This window comes from Pseudomonas sp. CCC4.1, from assembly GCF_035019225.1.
Classification (GTDB): Bacteria; Pseudomonadota; Gammaproteobacteria; order Pseudomonadales; family Pseudomonadaceae; genus Aquipseudomonas; species Aquipseudomonas bubulae.
This window is the reverse complement of record NZ_JASJWL010000033.1, coordinates 1-16,663: the sequence shown is the minus strand read 5'-3', so window position 1 is coordinate 16,663 and position 16,663 is coordinate 1. Positions and strand designations below refer to the sequence as shown.

Below are 16,663 nucleotides of genomic sequence, written 5' to 3'. Positions count from 1 at the left end.
CTTATTCTTCGCTGGTGTGCACTTTGCGGTGCAGGATCGCCTGGAATTCATCGGCGAAGGTGTAGTAGCGGCCGATCAGCGTTTCGCTACGGGCAGCAAAACGGTTGTAAGCAATAACTGCCGGGATGGCCGCGAACAAGCCGATGGCCGTTGCGATCAGTGCTTCGGCAATGCCTGGCGCTACAGTCGCCAGTGTCGCCTGCTGGGCAGTGGCCAGGCCACGGAAGGAGTTCATGATGCCCCATACGGTACCAAACAGGCCGATATACGGGCTTACGGAACCAACGGTGGCCAGGAACGGCAAGCTTTGTTCAAGCTTTTCTTCTTCACGGGAGATGGCCACGCGCATGGCACGCGCCACACCTTCCATAACCGCTTCAGGATCAACGCCCGGCTGCTGACGCAGACGCGAGAACTCTTTGAAACCGGCACGAAAGATTTGTTCCACGCCCGAGTCCGGATCCGGATTGCTACCTGCCTGACGATACAGTTTCGACAGGTCGATACCCGACCAAAAACGCTCTTCAAAGCTTTCAAGGGCACGTCGACCGGCGCGCAACATGGTGCTGCGCTGAAAAATCATGACCCACGAGGTAACCGATGCGGCCAGCAGGGTCAACATTACCAACTGCACAACAATGCTGGCATTGCTGACCAAGCTCCACATGGAGGAATGGTCGACGACGTTAGCTTCCACGCTTTATCTCCTGCTCTAAATGTTTACCCGCGCCGCTCACGTCGGCAAAGGCCGTACGTAGAGCTTCGGGAATGGCTCGGGGTTTAAAACTATCGGCGCGCACACAGGCCACCAAAAACTGCCCTTCACAGAGCAGCGTTGCATCTGCAGCCCGCCAGACCTGCTGCTTGAAACGCAGGCTGGCACGGTTGAGTTCCATCACTTGCGCACTTACCAACAGTTCGTCGTCCAGTCGCGCCGGTGCGTGGTAGCGCGCCTCGCTGGAATGCACGACAAATAACAGGTTCTCGCCTGCCAGCGCGGACTGGGCAAACCCCAATTCCCGCAGCCTTTCGGTTCGAGCCCGCTCCATAAACTTTAGATAATTTACGTAATACACGACGCCACCCGCATCGGTGTCCTCGTAATAAACGCGACAGCGATGTGCGAACGGCTCAAGCCTGTTTTGCGCGCGCATACTCTAGTGCTTACTCCTCAGGTTGCCAATCCGCCAAACCACTGTTTTTTACGCTTCTTGGCCTTTATGACCGAAGATTTTCAGCGCCAGTCCTTGAGACAGCAAAAACCTTAAAAAAATCGACCGCTAACGGCTTATTAATCATCCAAAGCATTCAGAAATTCGTCTACCACAGGCATATCGCCTAATCGTGACGGAATGTTTAAACCAAAGTGCAAATACGCATGCCGGGTCACAACGCGACCACGCGGCGTACGCATGATGTACCCCTGCTGAATCAGATACGGCTCCAGCACGTCTTCAATCGTATGACGCTCTTCGCTGATTGCTGCGGCAAGGCTATCGACTCCCACAGGCCCGCCATCGAACTTCTCGATCATGGTCAGCAGCAATCGCCGGTCCTGATGATCAAAACCATGCTCATCTACGTCCAGCAGGTTCAACGCCAGGTCAGCGACCGGCTTGGTGATATGCCCCTTGGCACGCACCTCGGCAAAATCCCGCACACGACGCAGCAAACGGTTGGCGATACGCGGTGTCCCGCGAGCCCGCCGGGCAATTTCATACGCACCTTCAGGGTCGAGCGGCAAACCGAAGATACCCGCCGAGCGACTGACAATCGTCGCCAGGTCGTCAGTACTATAGAACTCCAGTCGCTGAACAATCCCGAAACGATCACGCAACGGATTGGTCAGCATCCCGGCGCGCGTGGTCGCCCCCACCAGGGTAAAAGGCGGCAGATCGAGTTTGATGGAACGCGCAGCCGGCCCTTCGCCAATCATGATATCGAGCTGGAAGTCCTCCATGGCCGGGTAAAGCACTTCCTCGACAATGGGTGAAAGGCGATGGATTTCATCGATAAAGAGCACATCATGGGGCTCAAGGTTGGTCAGCAGCGCAGCCAGATCACCCGGGCGCTCCAGAACAGGCCCGGAAGTGCTCTTGATCGATACGCCCATTTCCTGGGCGATGATGTTGGCCAGCGTCGTCTTGCCCAGCCCGGGCGGCCCAAAGATCAATGTGTGATCCAGCGATTCGGCACGCCCGCGCGCAGCCTGGATAAACAGCTCCATCTGCTCGCGAACGGTGGGCTGGCCAATATAGTCGGCCAGGCTCAGAGGCCGAATCGCCCGATCCTGAACTTCTTCCCGGTCCCGCCCGCTTGAGGCTGTAATCAGTCGATCAGCTTCAATCACTTAAATCATCCCCTTGAGGGCTCGGCGAATCATGTCTTCACTGCTCAACGTTTTATCCTTGATCGCAGAAACCGCCTTGCTCGCTTCCTGAGGCTTATAGCCCAGGGAGATCAAGGCACTCACCGCATCACTTTCAGCGCTGGCGACCGGCACCGGAGCATCCGGCTGATTAGGGACCAGGGCGAACATGCTGGGTACTTGCTCCCACGCCTTGAAACGATCCTTCAACTCTACCAGCAGTCGTTCCGCGGTCTTTTTGCCCACCCCCGGAACCTTGGTCAAGGCCGATGTGTCCTGAGCCTGCACACAGCGCACAAGCTCGTCGACTTCCAGGCTGGACATCAACGCCAGCGCCAGCTTGGGGCCGACGCCGTTGAGCCGGATCAGCTCACGAAAAAAGTCACGCTCGCGCTTGCCTATGAAACCATAGAGCAACTGGGCGTCTTCGCGAACCACAAGATGGGTATGCAGGGTCAGTGGCTCGCCGACAGACGGTAATCGATAAAGCGTGGTCATCGGTACTTCCAGCTCATAACCCAAGCCGTTTACATCGAGAATCAGGTGCGGCGGCTGTTTTTCAGCCAGAGTGCCGCGCAAGCGTCCAATCACGTTTCAGATCCTTTCACTGGCCAGATCAATGGCTGACAAATACAAAGACAGAGCCGCATCATTACAGATGAAGCCCTGCCAGGAAGCCCAATCCAGTTAAAAATTGCGTTTCACAGCCGCAAACGCCCGCCACGGCTACGGGCCGCACCCAGCCCGTGGGGCAGCAAGCTGGAGCGAGTGTGGGCATGGCACAAGGCAATCGCAAGGGCATCCGACGCATCGATTTGCGGCTTGCTGGTCAGCTTGAGCAGGTGCATGACCATCATCATCACCTGTTCTTTATTGGCGCCACCTGTACCCGCCACCGCCTGCTTGACCTGGGTTGCCGAATACTCGGCGATCTCCAGGTTTTCTTCGGCTCCCGCAACAATGGCCGCGCCCCTGGCCTGCCCCAGCTTGAGAGCCGAATCGGCATTGCGGGCCATAAACACCTTTTCGATGCCCATGGTGACAGGACCGTACGTCTGAATAACCTCACGCACCCCACGATAGACGATCTGCAACCGCTCATGCAGTTCGCCGCTCCCCGTACGAATACATCCCGAAGCCACGTACACACAGCCACGCCCAGTGTCTCGCACGACGCCATAACCGGTGATTCGCGAACCCGGATCGATACCAAGAATAAGAGTCATAACGCCTACAGCTTATGAAGTGATGCCCACCGGCACATACCCGGACAGCTTAAAGGCAGAAGCCGGAGGTGCCCAGCGCCGCGATTGTCGCGACGGAGCACCTCCGGCCTCTTGATTGACGCAATCGCTCAGGCAAGCTGTTCCAGGACGGCGTCAGGGATTTCAGCATTGGAGTAGACGTTTTGGACGTCATCCAGGTCTTCAAGCATGTCGATCAACTTGAGAACCTTTTCTGCGCCCTCCAGATCAAGCTCGGCACTGGTGGTCGGCAACATGACGATTTCAGCATCCGTCGGCTTGAACCCTGCCGCTTCCAGGGCGTTACGCACGGCATAGAAGCTGGAGAACGACGTGAACACATCGATGGAGCCATCTTCGTTGGTCACCACGTCGTCGGCATCGGCCTCCATCGCGGCTTCCATCAAGGCATCCTCATCAACGCCGGCTGCATAGGAGATCTGGCCCTTGCGCTCGAACAGATAGGCAACAGAACCGTCAGTACCCAGGTTGCCGCCACACTTGCTGAACGCATGGCGTACAGCCGCGGCAGTACGGTTACGGTTGTCGGTCATGCACTCGACCATTACGGCTACGCCACCCGGGCCATAGCCTTCGTAGCTCAATTCGACCATGTCATCGGTATCAGCCGCACCGGCACCACGGGCCACGGCGCGATCAATGATATCGCGACTCATGTTCGCCCCAAGGGCCTTGTCCAGCGCCAGACGCAGGCGCGGATTGGAACTCGGATCGCCGCCACCTTGACGGGCAGCAACGGTCAGTTCACGGATCCACTTGGTGAAAATCTTGCCTTTTTTGGCATCCTGACGCTCTTTGCGGTGCTTGATGTTCGCCCACTTAGAATGACCTGCCATAACGCACTCCGAATCCCTTTAAAAACCTTGCCAGGCCAAGGCCTGACAATAAAAATTCTCGACCCCAAATGCAAAGGCGCACCCGAAGATGCGCCTTTGAAGGTCAGACTTACTCTGCCTTGGCTTGTTCGCGCAAACGAATATGCAGCTCGCGCAACGCTTTGGCGTCAACCACGCCAGGTGCTTGTGTCATGACACAGGCAGCACTCTGGGTTTTCGGGAAGGCAATCACTTCACGAATCGATTGTGCACCGGTCATCAGCATGACCAGACGATCCAGACCGAAGGCCAGGCCACCATGGGGCGGCGCGCCGTACTTCAGGGCGTCCAGCAGGAAGCCGAATTTCTCTTCCTGCTCGGCTTCTTCGATACCCAGCAGGCGGAATACCGCTTGCTGCATTTCCTTGCGGTGGATACGGATCGAACCGCCGCCCAGCTCGGTACCGTTCAAGACCATATCGTAGGCACGGGAGATCGCGGTTGCCGGGTTGGCTTCCAGCTCTTCAGGCGAGCACTTCGGTGCAGTGAACGGGTGGTGCAAGGCGCTGAAGCTGCCGTCGTCGTTCTCTTCGAACATCGGGAAGTCGACCACCCACATAGGGGCCCACTCGCAGGTCAGCAGGTTCAGGTCGTTACCCACCTTGATACGCAGCGCGCCCAGGGCCTCGCTGACGATCTTGGCCTTGTCGGCACCGAAGAACACGATATCGCCATCGACGGCACCGACGCGATCCAGAATCACGTTCAGGTTGGCCTCAGGGATGTTTTTAACGATCGGCGACTGCAGACCTTCCACGCCTTTGGCGCGCTCGTTGACCTTGATGTACGCCAGGCCTTTGGCACCGTAGATGCCGACAAACTTGGTGTAGTCGTCGATCTGCTTGCGCGGCATGCTTGCAGCACCCGGAACCCGCAGGGCCGCAATACGGCATTTAGGGTCGTTGGCCGGGCCGCTGAACACCTTGAAATCCACGTCTTTGAGCTGATCGGCAACGTCAACTAGTTCCAGCGGGTTACGCAGGTCAGGCTTGTCGGAGCCGTAGCGGCGCATGGCTTCTTCGAAGGTCATGTGCGGGAATTCGCCGAATTCCAGATCCAGCACTTCCTTGAACAGGTTGCGGATCATGCCTTCGGTAAGGCCCATGATGTCTTTTTCATCGAGGAAGCTGGTTTCGATGTCGATCTGAGTGAACTCAGGCTGACGGTCGGCACGCAGGTCTTCGTCGCGGAAGCACTTGGCGATCTGGTAGTAACGGTCAAAACCGGCCACCATCAGCAACTGCTTGAACAGTTGCGGCGATTGCGGCAAAGCAAAGAACGAACCGGCGTGAGTACGGCTAGGCACCAGATAGTCACGGGCGCCTTCCGGGGTGGCACGGGTCAGGATCGGTGTTTCAACGTCCAGGAAGCCGTTTTCGTCCAGGTAACGACGAATGCTGGTAGTCATGCGCGAACGCAGGCGCAGCTTCTCGAGCATTTCCGGGCGACGCAAGTCGATAAAGCGGTAGCGCAAACGGGTTTCTTCGCCGACATCCGAGAATTCGTTAAGCGGGAATGGCGGGGTTTCTGCTTCGTTCAGCACTTCCAGCTCATAGCCCAGCACTTCGATCATGCCCGACGCCATGTTGGTATTGCCTGCACCGGCAGGACGCAGACGTACCTTGCCGGTGATCTTGACAACATACTCGCTGCGCACACGGTCGGCAGCGGCGAAGGTCTCAGCGCGATCCGGGTCGAAAACCACCTGGGCCAGACCATCACGATCACGGATATCGAGGAAAATCACCCCACCGTGGTCACGGCGACGGTGAACCCATCCGCAAAGGGTAATTTCCTGGCCGTCCAGGCTTTCGTTCAGTTGGCCGCAATAATGGCTGCGCATCATGGTAGTGGTTTCACTTCTCGTAATTCGAAATTCGGTGGAGGTCTTGCGCACCGTCGGTGCTGGTAACCTTGCAAGAGCCCGCTTGTGTTCTGACTGCTTTCGCTAGACCTCAGTCGGATTTATCGCCGCCTGCCAGATTCTTTTTCGAGCCTGTCTTGAAGTCTGTTTCATACCAGCCTGTACCGCTAAGGCGGAAACCCGGCATGGACAGCATTTTCTTCAGCTCGGGGGCCTGACAGGCTGGACAATCAACCAGCGGTGCAGCGCTGATCTTTTGAATGGCTTCCAGCTGATGACCACAGGAAGCGCACTGGTAATCGTACATGGGCATTGGCGTGTCTCGACAATCCGTTAGCGGCAACCCTTAAGCAGGGCCGCACAGCAAAGAGCGAGATTATATCTGGTAAATCGAGCCATTGCAGCCGCATGAACAGCCAGAAGCGCCTAAATGCATCATAAATAGTGGGCGATTACAAGCCGTCGAGCATGCACCTCCAGCCGGCTGCGGCCTTCAACCCGCAAACACCTGCTACTGTTTTACCTCCTGAAAGCCGCGACCCATTTTCAACAAATGCATGACGCAAACGACCCGAATGAACCCACTGAAGTTCTTCACCCCGCCATGGCGCAAGTGAACCTCCAGGTCGATATAGGACAGCAGCGTATTTATTGAACACTTGTTGATACGTGATATATCGGACAACACCTCCCAATACACTTCCTCAAGCCGCAAACAGGTGGCAAAGCCATTCAACCGTACTGAACGTGATAATGGCCGGGCCAGCGTGATGCCAAAGTCCAGAATGGCAGGGTCAATCCTGACCCTCTGCATTGATCTGCACCCGGCATTTTCTTGCCGCATCAATCGCCCCATCGCAAAAGCACTCCATTGCGCATCATTGGATTTGATTACTCTTTTTTCAAAGAACTTGCCTCATAAAACGACATGTAAAAATTCTTATCCAGCGGATCAAACCCGCAAATCTGTAGGAGCGCTCTCGCTACGTGCGGCGAATATGGTCATGGACGGAGCAGGCAGCACCCCCATCAGATCACACCACCCCCCAACCCCCAGACCAGAGGCCTACATGCGTCTAAGACAAGGCTTTCGTAATAAGCTGATTTTGCCTAGGCCTCATCGAACAGTCTCACTCACAGATAGACCCATACGCTTAATTTGAGTAGACCCAAGCTTTGCTGTTAAATAGGCAGCGTGTTGCCCAATTTTCGCCTCCGGCGAGGGCGCATAGGCTGATGAACTCACGTGTCCAGCGCCTCCATTTTTTCTGAAGCGAACCGTGCGCAATCAGCTCTTCCTTGCGATCTATCTTAATGTGAGTCATTGAAATGTTGAAAATCGTCCACCTGATAACGGGTGCAGCGGCTTTGCTGCTGTCCTTTATTCCCAGCCTGCAATCTGAAGCTTTACCTTACCTACAACATCCTGATGCCCTTTACCTGGCGTTTTTTGGCCTGCTGAACCTGACACTGGCCCCAGTCATTCCATTCTGGAATAAAGGCCCGCGCCATCAACTGCAGAATCTGGTCAGTGCGCTGCTGGTACTGTCCGTTGTCCTGCAGACCCTGACCCTGTTCGGCCTGCTGCTGCCGATTGGTGATCAGCCCGCTGTTCTCCTGGGCCTGACACCTGCTGTTATTGCCGTACTGCTTCATCTTGCTGTCAGCTTCTATAAATCGTCACCTTCGTCGTCCTCGCAAAGCTATGACATGACCAACCGCGATACAGGGACTGTCAAATGGTTCAACACCTCAAAGGGTTTCGGCTTTATCTCCCGAGATTCCGGTGATGATATTTTTGTACACTTCCGCGCCATTCGTGGCGAGGGCCACCGTGTTTTGGTGGAAGGGCAACGTGTCGAGTTCTCGGTCATGAACCGCGACAAGGGCCTGCAGGCCGAAGACGTGATCGCAGCATTGCCGCGCCGCTGATTCAAGCCTGAAAAAAAACCGCGATCAGCCAGGCTGAATCGCGGTTTTTTTATGCCTGCACAAAACAATCAATAGTGCGGTGGCGGAGCCTCTTCTTCAAACGACTCGAACTGCCCGCCCATTTCCTCCTGGCGCTTGAGCAAGGCGGCCATCTGCATCTGCAGACGATCCACGGCGTTCTGCTGGGCCACCAGCACATCATTCAATGCCTGAATGGTGTCATCCTGAAAAGCCACGCGGCTTTCAAGGTCCATCACTCGCGCTTCAAGCGTCACGATCAACCCTCCGAAATAGTAAAACTTGCATCAAGAGCCGATGCCAGCCTGTCCCGGACAGCACGCACCTCTGCCGGCGCATAGGGTTTTGCAGGATGCTTGCCCCAGACAGGCCCTGGCCATGCCACATCAGCCCGGTAACGAACAATCACATGCATGTGCAACTGACTGACGACATTACCCAGGGTGGCAACATTGATTTTATCCGCACCGTACGACTCTTTCAGCACCCGCGCCAAAGCCGTGGTCTCAGCCCACATCCGCTGCTGGTCGGCGTCATCCAATTGAAACAGTTCAGTTATACCCTCGCGTCGCGGCACCAGGATAAACCAGGGGTAATTCGAATCATTGGAAAGCAGCAAGCGGCACAAGGGGAAGTCCCCTATCAGCCAGGTATCCTCTTGAAGACGTGTATCCAAAGCGAACACTGGGAGCTCTCCTGTTTGACCGTTCATTTCAGCACAACCCGGCACCCGGTGACATTCACCGCAGGCCAGACGACAGGAATCAAGGATACCCTTGATTGCGACTGGCATCACGCCTCCAGCCCTGCACGCACCGCAAATGCGACGCTGCACGCCCAAGCAACAGTGCTCGAACACTTATGCACCAAAACTGCACAAAGCGCATGTTTCAAGCGCGCCAAAACGTCACCTGCCACCCCAGCGGGTGTTAACCGGTAACGCTTAAGGCGTAAATCCGGGACAGGCACCACTCCTTGCAACAAAAAATAACACCCTGAAGACAGCTTTATCGCCGTTTGACCCAAGCACGATCAGGCCTCATAGCTCAAAAACGCAGAATATTATTTATTTTTCATCCAGGCAGGAATTTGAGCACGCTTGTTGCATAGATCATTGACACAGTCGCCAGGCCTGAGCAGGAGCACAGCAACCCGACGATAAATAACAATAGCTAAACAGTAGGAATTTTGAGTTTTCATTGTAGGCAACATGAAATCAATCATATGCCCAACACTGGAAACAGTACTGAATAGATGCTCAAACAAGGCTCTAAGCGGCGCGCTTGCGACATGTGGGGTGCCATTTGCGACATGGCTGTAAAGAAGCTGAAAGGTTATGAGAGCAAGTATCGCCAATATTGCCGGCGTGATATAAGTTTGCGCCGACACAAAAAGAAAGAGCCGCCCAGATAATAATTCAGGTGGGACGGCAGTACTCTTCCTAAAAACCAAAGGAGCAAATCACGATGCGCGTGATGAAGTGGAGCATGATCGCCCTGGCTGTTTCAGCCGGCACTACTCAGTTCGCAATGGCTTCGTCCCAGGACGACGCAAAAGGTTTCGTTGAAGACAGCACGCTGACTTCCAAAACCCGCATGCTGTACATGAACCGCGACTTCCGTAACGGTGCTGGCAACAAGCAGCAGGCCGATGGTTCGTTCAAAAGCGGCTACCGTGAAGATTGGGGCCTGAGCGAGCTGCTTAACTACCAGTCCGGCTTCACCCAAGGCACCATTGGTGTCGGTGTTGATGCTTTCGCCATGGGTACTGCACGCCTGGATGGCGGTGCCGGTCGCCAGGGCAACGGCCTGTTCGCCAGCAAAAGCGATGGCTCCCCTGAAGATACCCAAGGGAAAATCGGCGGCGCGGTCAAATTCCGCCTGTCCGACACCGAGCTGAAATACGGCAACCAGTTCGTCGCCAGCCCGGTTTTCTCCACTGACGACAGCCGCCTGCTGCCTGAGGTTGCTACCGGCACCCTGATCACCAGCAAGGAAATCAAAGGCCTGGAGCTGACCGCAGGTCGCTTCACCGCACTGAGCTCCCAGACTGGCATGGCCCGTGACAGCATCAACGGCAAAGGCGAGCCAGGCCTGACCGCCGCCAATATTGCCGGCGCAACCTACCAGTTCACTGACAACTTCGTCGGCGGCATTGCCGCATCCGATGTTGATGACTACTTCAAGAAGCAGTACATCAACCTGAACTACACCCTGCCAATCGCAGAGTCTCAAGCCCTGAACTTCGACTTCAACGGCTACAGAACCTCGAGCCAGGGTCAGGAACGCGCCGGCGACGTTGACAACAAAATCTGGAGCCTGGCAGCCGCCTATAGCCTGGGCGCCCACAAGTTCACCATCGCTCATCAGCGCTCCACCGGTGACAGCGCTTACTACTACGGCGTAGACGGCGGCGGTACTATTTTCCTCGCCAACTCCGTGCAATATTCCGACTTCAACCAGCGTGACGAACGCTCCTGGCAGGGTCGCTACGACCTGAACATGGCCAGCTACGGCGTGCCAGGCCTGAGCTTCATGGCTCGCTACGTGAAAGGTGACAACATCTCCACCAGCACGGGCGAAGGCAAAGAGCACGAGTTCGACTTCGAGACCAAATACGTATTGCAGGAAGGCCCGGCCAAAGACCTGTCCTTGCGTCTGCGTAGCGCGGTTTACCGCACCAACGGCAACAACAGCGTGAACGGCACAGACAACAACGACGTACGTATCATTGCCGAGTACCCACTGAACATCTTGTAACCGAGGCCTAAGGGCTCTAGTTGCAAACACACTGTTTAGTGAAAGCCACGCACCTGTCTCAGGGCGTGGCTTTTTATTGGCCGACATAAAACCAAGTTATATAGCAAGCTAACTAACAGAGCCGAATGCAACTAATTATCAGTTATACATATATGTCCGATCATGCATTCGCAGCGGCGACCACAAGCGACAAAAACAATTAAAGGGGCCTTAGCCCCTTTAATTGTTTATCCAGACCTGACTCAATAATCAGGTGCAGTTCCCGGCCTTATTGCGCCGCCACTTCCTGAACCACACGTACTACACGCTGCGGAAAAGGAATATCAATACCTTCAGCCTTTAAGCGGTCACGCGAATGCTCGTTGAGCATAAAGAGTACATCCCAGTAATCCGGGGTGTTGACCCAAACCCGCAGCGACATGGTGATAGCACTGTCGCCCAAGGCAGTCACCACAACGACCGGAGCAGGCTGCTTCAGCACGCGCGGGTCATCGGCCAGCGCCAACAACACTTCACGCACCTTCTGCAGGTCCGCCTCGTAGTCCACACCCACATCAAACACCACCTTGCGCGTCGGCTGACGGTTGTAGTTGGTGATGATGCCGTTGGACAGGTTACCGTTTGGCACGATGACGGTTTTGTTGTCACCGGTACGCAGCACCGTGTGGAAAATCTGAATGCTGTCGACAGTCCCGCTTACACCTTGAGCTTCGATCCAGTCACCGATCTTGAACGGGCGGAACAACAGAATCAGTACCCCACCTGCAAAGTTGGCCAGGCTGCCCTGCAATGCCAGGCCAATGGCCAGACCTGCCGCACCGATGGCTGCCACAAACGAGGTGGTCTGAATACCGATCATCGATGCAACACTGACAATCAGCAATATCTTGAGAATGATATTGGCCAGGCTGCTGATAAAGCCCTGCAGCGCAAGATCCGCCTTTCTCAACGCCAGCAACTGACCGATCTTGGTCGTCAGGCGGTTAATCAGCCACCAGCCGACAGCCAGGGTAACCAGTGCCAGCAGCACGCGACTGCCGTACTCCATGATCATCGGAACCCAGGCCTGGGAGGCCTTGATCAATTGATCAACTTCAGTGTTCAAATCCATTTTTATCTCCTCACGCCATTACCTGCCAGCGTCATTTATTCAGCAAAACGATCGAGCCACCCTGGCAGCTCAATCGTTTCTGCAGCGCCCAGGAAAATCGGACGTCAATGATCGCCAGAGGTTCCCCGGGTGGTGATCAGTCGCGGAAGTTGTTGAACTGCAGCGGCATGTCGAACGTCTTGGCACGCAACGCAGCGATGGCTTCTTGCAGGTCATCACGTTTTTTACCCGTGATACGCACTTGCTCGCCCTGAATGGCGGCCTGAACCTTGAGCTTGGCGTCCTTGACGTGAGCGACGATCTTTTTCGCCAGCTCTTTATCAATGCCTTCCTTGAGCACCGCTTCCTGCTTCATCAACTTGCCCGAAGCGTAAGCGTCCTTGACCTCAAGGCACTGAACGTCGATCTTGCGCTTGACCAGTGCCAGCTTGAGGATCTCGATCATGGCTTCGAGCTGGAAGTCGGCTTCAGCGGTCAAGTTGACCGTCAAATCCTTTTCCTTGAACTCGAAAGTACCTTTACCCTTGAGGTCATAACGACGGTCCAGCTCCTTGACGGCGTTCTCGACGGCGTTGGTGACTTCGTGCTTGTCCAGTTCGGATACCACGTCGAACGACGGCATGTAATTTCTCCAATAATAAACGGCGCGCTCAACACAGATGGAGCACGCCTGACCTGACAGTTAAAATGCGCGGGCATTATAGCGGTTCTTCGACTTCATTCACTTGCGAGCTCACATGCCAGATTCGGCCATCCCACAAAATCCCCCAAACGCACCGGCACGGGCTAGCACCACCTGGCACATTCTCGGTGCAGGCAGCATGGGGATGCTGTGGGCAACACGACTGGCACGCGCCGGCCTGCCCGTCACCCTCATTCTGCGCAACGACGACCGCCTGCAAGCCTATAAAGCCGTGCAAAAGTTGACCCTGATTGAAGGCGAAGATTCACAACACTGGCCCATCAGCGCACAAACCCCTGAAACCGACGAGCCTATCCAGCGCTTGCTGGTCACCTGCAAGGCATACGACGCCGAGCAGGCGGTCAAGCAAATCGCCGGGCGCCTGAGCCCGGGTGCCGAACTGATCCTGTTGCAAAATGGCCTCGGCAGCCAGCAGGCCGTCGCTGCGCAGGTACCCCACGCGCGTTGCATCTTCGCCTCCAGCACTGAAGGCGCCTATCGCGATGGCGACTGGCGCGTAGTGTTTGCCGGGCGTGGCCATACCTGGCTGGGCGACCCACGTCATGGCCCTGCCCCTCAATGGCTGGAAGAGCTTCAACTCAGCGGCATTGCCCATGAATGGAGCCCGAATATTCTGAGCAGGTTGTGGCGCAAACTGGCACTAAACTGTGCGATTAACCCACTGACGGTGCTCCATGATTGCCGCAACGGCGGCTTGCAAGCCCATGATGCCGAAGTGAACACCCTGTGCGCCGAACTCAGCGCCTTGCTGGAACACTGCGGCCAGGCAGAAGCCGCCATCGACCTGGCCACCGAGGTGCACCGGGTCATCCAGGCGACAGCCAACAATTATTCATCGATGCACCAAGATGTCAGCCAGGGCCGGCGCACCGAAATCAGTTACTTGCTGGGCTACGCTTGCACTGCCGCCCGCAACCGACAGTTCGCCGTCCCCTGTCTGCAAGGTCTGCACCAACGCTTGAGCGAACACCTGCGCCAGCGCGGATTGCCCTGCAACTGAGGGCCGCGCTACCCTGCCCTTCTGTTCTTTTATCAAATGGCCATCTCATGCCCTTGCGCCAGCGCCTTGAAAACCTCCCGGTAGGCCAGAAGCTGCTGACCGCCCTGCTCGCCTTGCTGGCCACCGTATTGCTGGTGGCCAACTTGACGTTTATCAGCGTCGCGTACTGGATCTCCCACGAGAGCACGGCTCCGCAAGCCCTGCAAACCCTGGGCAAGCTGACCGCAAACCCCGACCTGATCACCCACGCACTGGACTCGCCGCAAAGCGCCAAAGCCCTGCTCAACGAGATCGGCAGCTACGCCCCCCTGCGTGCTGCCGCCATTTATGACAGCGCGGGCAACCTGCTGGGACAACTGCAACACGGCGAACACCTGCCACTTCCGGAGCACTATCGTCAACTTGAGGCCTGGAGCCTCACCGAACTGCGCAGCCATCAAATCACCCGCCTGCATAACGGCGACCAGCCCCCCGGGCATTTGTTGCTGATCGCCAGCAGCGAACTGCCAATGGCGTTCTATACCGGCACGCTAACGGCCAGCCTGGGCATTCTGATCATCAGCGCTTTGCTCTGGTTCGTGGTGGCGCGGCAGATCAAGCGCCTGATTACCCAGCCTATTCACCGCCTTGAAGAACTGTCCCGCCAGGTCACTCGCGAGGAGAACTACGCATTGCGCGCGGCGCCCGGCAACAACGACGAAATCGGTAGCCTGGCCGAGGCATTCAACACCATGCTGTCGCGCATTGAAGTACGCGATCAAGCGCTCAAGCGCGCACGGGACGAGGCCCGCCAGGCGTACGATCAAGCGCAGTCGCTGGCCGAAGAAACCCGCAACACCAATCGCAAGCTGGAACTGGAAGTCCAGGTACGCAGCAAAATCGAGAAAAAACTTACCGGTTTTCAGAACTACCTCAACTGCATCATCGACTCCATGCCTTCGGCGCTGATTGCACTGGACGAACAGCTCTATGTCACCCAATGGAACCAGGAAGCCAGCGCCCTCTCCGGCACGCAGCTGGATGAAGCCCTGAACAAGCCCATCGAGCTGGCATTTGAACCTCTCAAGCCCTTCCTGCCGCAACTCAAAGACACCATTGAGCACCACCAGGTCGCAAAAATTGAACGCGTCACCTGGAATCAGGGCGAGGAAGCCCGCCACTATGCCCTGACCTTTTACCCCCTGATGGGCGGTGGTGGACGCGGCGTGGTGATCCGCATCGATGACATCACCCAGCGCCTGTCGCTGGAAGACATGATGGTGCAATCGGAAAAAATGCTTTCCGTAGGCGGGCTGGCTGCCGGCATGGCTCACGAAATCAACAATCCGCTGGGAGCGATCCTGCATAACGTACAGAACATTCGCAGGCGCCTGTCGAGCGAGTTGCCCAAGAACATCGAACAAGCCGAGCAGACCGGCATCGACCTGGAGGTGGTCAACCACTACCTGCAGGCCCGGGAAATCCCGCAACTACTGGATGGCATTCAACAGGCCGGTGCACGCGCGGCGAAAATTGTCACCCATATGCTCAGCTTCAGCCGCCGCAGCAACCGGCAGATGAGCCCCTGTGATCTGTCGGCCCTGATTGACCAGGCTCTGGACATCGCCAGCAATGATTTCGACCTGGCCATTGGTTTTGACTTTATGGGACAAGCCATCACTCGCCAGTTCGACCCGCAACTGGGACCGGTGCCCGGCATCCCCAACGAACTGGAGCAGGTGCTGCTCAATTTGCTGAAGAACGCCGCCCAGGCCATTCATCAACGTGCCGATCAGAGCGAGCCGGGACGCATAACCCTGCGCACCAGGCTCAACCCGCCCTGGGCGGAAATACAGGTCGAAGACAACGGTGCCGGTATGCCCGAGGCGGTGCGCAAACGAATTTTCGAGCCCTTCTTCACCACCAAGGAAGTTGGCCAGGGCACAGGGCTTGGCCTGTCCGTGTCGTACTTCATCATTACCAACAACCACAAGGGCCAAATGGAAGTGCACTCAACCCAGGGCCAAGGCACCTGTTTTACCCTGCGCCTGCCCTTGGCCGGCAACCAGCCGGCCTCCCCCGAACCAACCAACGTGGAAATGTAACCATGGGCTTTCGCTTATCGAAAATTTATACCCGCACCGGCGACAAGGGCGAAACAGGGCTTGGCGACGGTCGCCGTGTGCCCAAGGATCACCCGCGCATAGAAGCCATCGGCGAAGTCGATACGCTTAACAGCCAGGTCGGCCTGCTCCTGGCCGGGCTCATCGAGCACAGTGCCAGCCAGCCGGGGCTCAACGAGCTGATCGAGGTGCTTGAGCCGTGTCAGCACCGTTTGTTTGACCTGGGGGGTGAGTTGGCGATGCCGGAATATCAGGCACTTAACGCTGCCGAGATCGAACGGCTTGAAACTGCGATCGATCGCTGGAATGAGGAGCTGGGGCCACTGGAGAACTTCATTCTGCCCGGCGGCTCGAGCCTGATAGCCCAGGCCCATGTTTGCCGCAGCCTGGCACGTAGTGCCGAACGCCGCTGCCAGCAGCTCAATGCATTGGAGCCACTGGCAGGTGTGGGGCTGGCGTATATCAATCGCTTGTCTGACTTGCTGTTTGTCGCCGCGCGCCTGATTGCCAAGCGCCAGGGGGTTGCAGAGATCCTGTGGCAGGCGGCAGCCAAACCAAAGGCTTGATGTCGTTCATTTGTAGTCGCTCTACTCGTCAGCGACTACAGGAAAAACTGAATCTGTGGGAGCGAGCCTGCTCGCGAAGGTCTGTCTCTTATACACATCT

General features: G+C 56.5%; 18 protein-coding genes. 5 read left to right on the top strand and 13 right to left on the bottom strand.

Annotation, left to right across the window (positions count from 1 at the left end; translation table 11 throughout):
- Position 1: 1 nt before the first annotated feature.
- From tolQ to QN377_RS14230, 9 genes are all read right to left on the bottom strand, one after another.
- Positions 2 to 697, bottom strand: coding sequence for a protein TolQ (tolQ, locus tag QN377_RS14270; protein ID WP_048363571.1), 696 nt, complete (start codon positions 695 to 697; stop codon positions 2 to 4).
- On the bottom strand, positions 687 to 1,154 hold the full coding sequence (ybgC, locus tag QN377_RS14265; protein WP_016782230.1) for a tol-pal system-associated acyl-CoA thioesterase: 468 nt from the start codon (positions 1,152 to 1,154) through the stop codon (positions 687 to 689). The genes tolQ and ybgC overlap by 11 nt, the downstream gene beginning before the upstream one ends.
- Positions 1,155 to 1,291: 137 nt before the next feature.
- Positions 1,292 to 2,350: a Holliday junction branch migration DNA helicase RuvB gene (gene ruvB / locus QN377_RS14260; protein ID WP_095001776.1), complete on the bottom strand. Its 1,059-nt coding sequence runs from the start codon at positions 2,348 to 2,350 to the stop codon at positions 1,292 to 1,294.
- On the bottom strand, positions 2,351 to 2,959 hold the full coding sequence (gene ruvA / locus QN377_RS14255) for a Holliday junction branch migration protein RuvA (protein WP_095001777.1): 609 nt from the start codon (positions 2,957 to 2,959) through the stop codon (positions 2,351 to 2,353).
- A gap of 110 nt (positions 2,960 to 3,069) precedes the next feature.
- Positions 3,070 to 3,594, bottom strand: a complete 525-nt coding sequence (ruvC, locus tag QN377_RS14250; RefSeq protein WP_029611572.1) for a crossover junction endodeoxyribonuclease RuvC — start codon at positions 3,592 to 3,594, stop codon at positions 3,070 to 3,072.
- A 128-nt stretch (positions 3,595 to 3,722) separates the two neighbouring features.
- Entirely contained in the window at positions 3,723 to 4,469 is a 747-nt protein-coding gene (locus QN377_RS14245; RefSeq protein ID WP_016782226.1) for a YebC/PmpR family DNA-binding transcriptional regulator, read from the bottom strand.
- Between the two features lie 109 nt (positions 4,470 to 4,578).
- Positions 4,579 to 6,354: an aspartate--tRNA ligase gene (gene aspS / locus QN377_RS14240; RefSeq protein WP_016782225.1), complete on the bottom strand. Its 1,776-nt coding sequence runs from the start codon at positions 6,352 to 6,354 to the stop codon at positions 4,579 to 4,581.
- Positions 6,355 to 6,463: 109 nt separating this feature from the next.
- Positions 6,464 to 6,685 carry an FmdB family zinc ribbon protein gene (locus QN377_RS14235; RefSeq protein WP_029611571.1) on the bottom strand — a complete coding sequence of 74 codons (222 nt, stop codon included), beginning with the start codon at positions 6,683 to 6,685 and terminating at the stop codon, positions 6,464 to 6,466.
- Positions 6,686 to 6,883: 198 nt separating this feature from the next.
- Positions 6,884 to 7,228 (bottom strand): ribbon-helix-helix domain-containing protein, encoded by a 345-nt coding sequence (locus tag QN377_RS14230; protein WP_322212575.1) that lies wholly within the window; start codon positions 7,226 to 7,228, stop codon positions 6,884 to 6,886.
- Positions 7,229 to 7,701: 473 nt separating this feature from the next.
- Here QN377_RS14230 and QN377_RS14225 point away from each other — a divergent pair, with 473 nt between their 5' ends.
- Complete coding sequence (locus tag QN377_RS14225) at positions 7,702 to 8,304, top strand: cold-shock protein (RefSeq protein WP_095001779.1); 603 nt, start codon at positions 7,702 to 7,704, stop codon at positions 8,302 to 8,304.
- Positions 8,305 to 8,372: 68 nt separating this feature from the next.
- Here the strand turns inward: QN377_RS14225 and QN377_RS14220 are convergent, their stop codons facing one another.
- Together QN377_RS14220 and QN377_RS14215 are read right to left on the bottom strand one after the other, a co-directional pair.
- Positions 8,373 to 8,579, bottom strand: a complete 207-nt coding sequence (locus QN377_RS14220) for a SlyX family protein (protein ID WP_095001780.1) — start codon at positions 8,577 to 8,579, stop codon at positions 8,373 to 8,375.
- Positions 8,580 to 8,581: 2 nt separating this feature from the next.
- Positions 8,582 to 9,007, bottom strand: a complete 426-nt coding sequence (locus tag QN377_RS14215; protein WP_095001781.1) for an HIT family protein — start codon at positions 9,005 to 9,007, stop codon at positions 8,582 to 8,584.
- Between the two features lie 781 nt (positions 9,008 to 9,788).
- On the opposite strand from QN377_RS14215, the gene QN377_RS14210 reads away from it, so the two are divergent.
- Complete coding sequence (locus QN377_RS14210; protein WP_095019266.1) at positions 9,789 to 11,081, top strand: OprD family porin; 1,293 nt, start codon at positions 9,789 to 9,791, stop codon at positions 11,079 to 11,081.
- Positions 11,082 to 11,349: 268 nt separating this feature from the next.
- On the opposite strand, the gene QN377_RS14205 is transcribed toward QN377_RS14210, so the two are convergent.
- A complete protein-coding gene (locus QN377_RS14205) occupies positions 11,350 to 12,192 on the bottom strand; it encodes a mechanosensitive ion channel family protein (RefSeq protein ID WP_095019265.1) in 843 nt (280 codons plus the stop codon).
- A gap of 136 nt (positions 12,193 to 12,328) precedes the next feature.
- The gene (locus QN377_RS14200) at positions 12,329 to 12,814 is read right to left on the bottom strand and encodes a YajQ family cyclic di-GMP-binding protein (RefSeq protein ID WP_007906601.1); all 486 of its coding nucleotides are present in this window, start codon (positions 12,812 to 12,814) and stop codon (positions 12,329 to 12,331) included.
- 205 nt (positions 12,815 to 13,019) lie between these two features.
- Between QN377_RS14200 and QN377_RS14195 the strand changes: the two genes are divergently transcribed.
- The 3 genes from QN377_RS14195 to QN377_RS14185 are packed head-to-tail and all read left to right on the top strand — an operon-like array spanning position 13,020 to position 16,563.
- On the top strand, positions 13,020 to 13,895 hold the full coding sequence (locus QN377_RS14195; protein ID WP_373557912.1) for a putative 2-dehydropantoate 2-reductase: 876 nt from the start codon (positions 13,020 to 13,022) through the stop codon (positions 13,893 to 13,895).
- A 47-nt stretch (positions 13,896 to 13,942) separates the two neighbouring features.
- Entirely contained in the window at positions 13,943 to 15,979 is a 2,037-nt protein-coding gene (locus QN377_RS14190) for an ATP-binding protein (protein WP_095001785.1), read from the top strand.
- Between the two features lie 2 nt (positions 15,980 to 15,981).
- The gene (locus QN377_RS14185; RefSeq protein WP_095001786.1) at positions 15,982 to 16,563 is read left to right on the top strand and encodes a cob(I)yrinic acid a,c-diamide adenosyltransferase; all 582 of its coding nucleotides are present in this window, start codon (positions 15,982 to 15,984) and stop codon (positions 16,561 to 16,563) included.
- The last annotated feature ends 100 nt before the right edge of the window (positions 16,564 to 16,663 follow it).

Bases quoted from the DNA above. Each gene is read 5' to 3' on its own strand.
- ybgC (WP_016782230.1), bottom strand. From the start codon at position 1,154: ATGCGCGCGCAAAACAGGCTTGAGCCGTTCGCACATCGCTGTCGCGTT.
- ruvC (WP_029611572.1), bottom strand. From the start codon at position 3,594: ATGACTCTTATTCTTGGTATCGATCCGGGTTCGCGAATCACCGGTTAT.
- QN377_RS14245 (WP_016782226.1), bottom strand. From the start codon at position 4,469: ATGGCAGGTCATTCTAAGTGGGCGAACATCAAGCACCGCAAAGAGCGT.
- aspS (WP_016782225.1), bottom strand. From the start codon at position 6,354: ATGATGCGCAGCCATTATTGCGGCCAACTGAACGAAAGCCTGGACGGC.
- QN377_RS14235 (WP_029611571.1), bottom strand. From the start codon at position 6,685: ATGCCCATGTACGATTACCAGTGCGCTTCCTGTGGTCATCAGCTGGAA.
- QN377_RS14230 (WP_322212575.1), bottom strand. From the start codon at position 7,228: ATGGGGCGATTGATGCGGCAAGAAAATGCCGGGTGCAGATCAATGCAG.
- QN377_RS14225 (WP_095001779.1), top strand. From the start codon at position 7,702: ATGTTGAAAATCGTCCACCTGATAACGGGTGCAGCGGCTTTGCTGCTG.
- QN377_RS14210 (WP_095019266.1), top strand. From the start codon at position 9,789: ATGCGCGTGATGAAGTGGAGCATGATCGCCCTGGCTGTTTCAGCCGGC.
- QN377_RS14205 (WP_095019265.1), bottom strand. From the start codon at position 12,192: ATGGATTTGAACACTGAAGTTGATCAATTGATCAAGGCCTCCCAGGCC.
- QN377_RS14200 (WP_007906601.1), bottom strand. From the start codon at position 12,814: ATGCCGTCGTTCGACGTGGTATCCGAACTGGACAAGCACGAAGTCACC.
- QN377_RS14195 (WP_373557912.1), top strand. From the start codon at position 13,020: ATGCTGTGGGCAACACGACTGGCACGCGCCGGCCTGCCCGTCACCCTC.
- QN377_RS14190 (WP_095001785.1), top strand. From the start codon at position 13,943: ATGCCCTTGCGCCAGCGCCTTGAAAACCTCCCGGTAGGCCAGAAGCTG.
- QN377_RS14185 (WP_095001786.1), top strand. From the start codon at position 15,982: ATGGGCTTTCGCTTATCGAAAATTTATACCCGCACCGGCGACAAGGGC.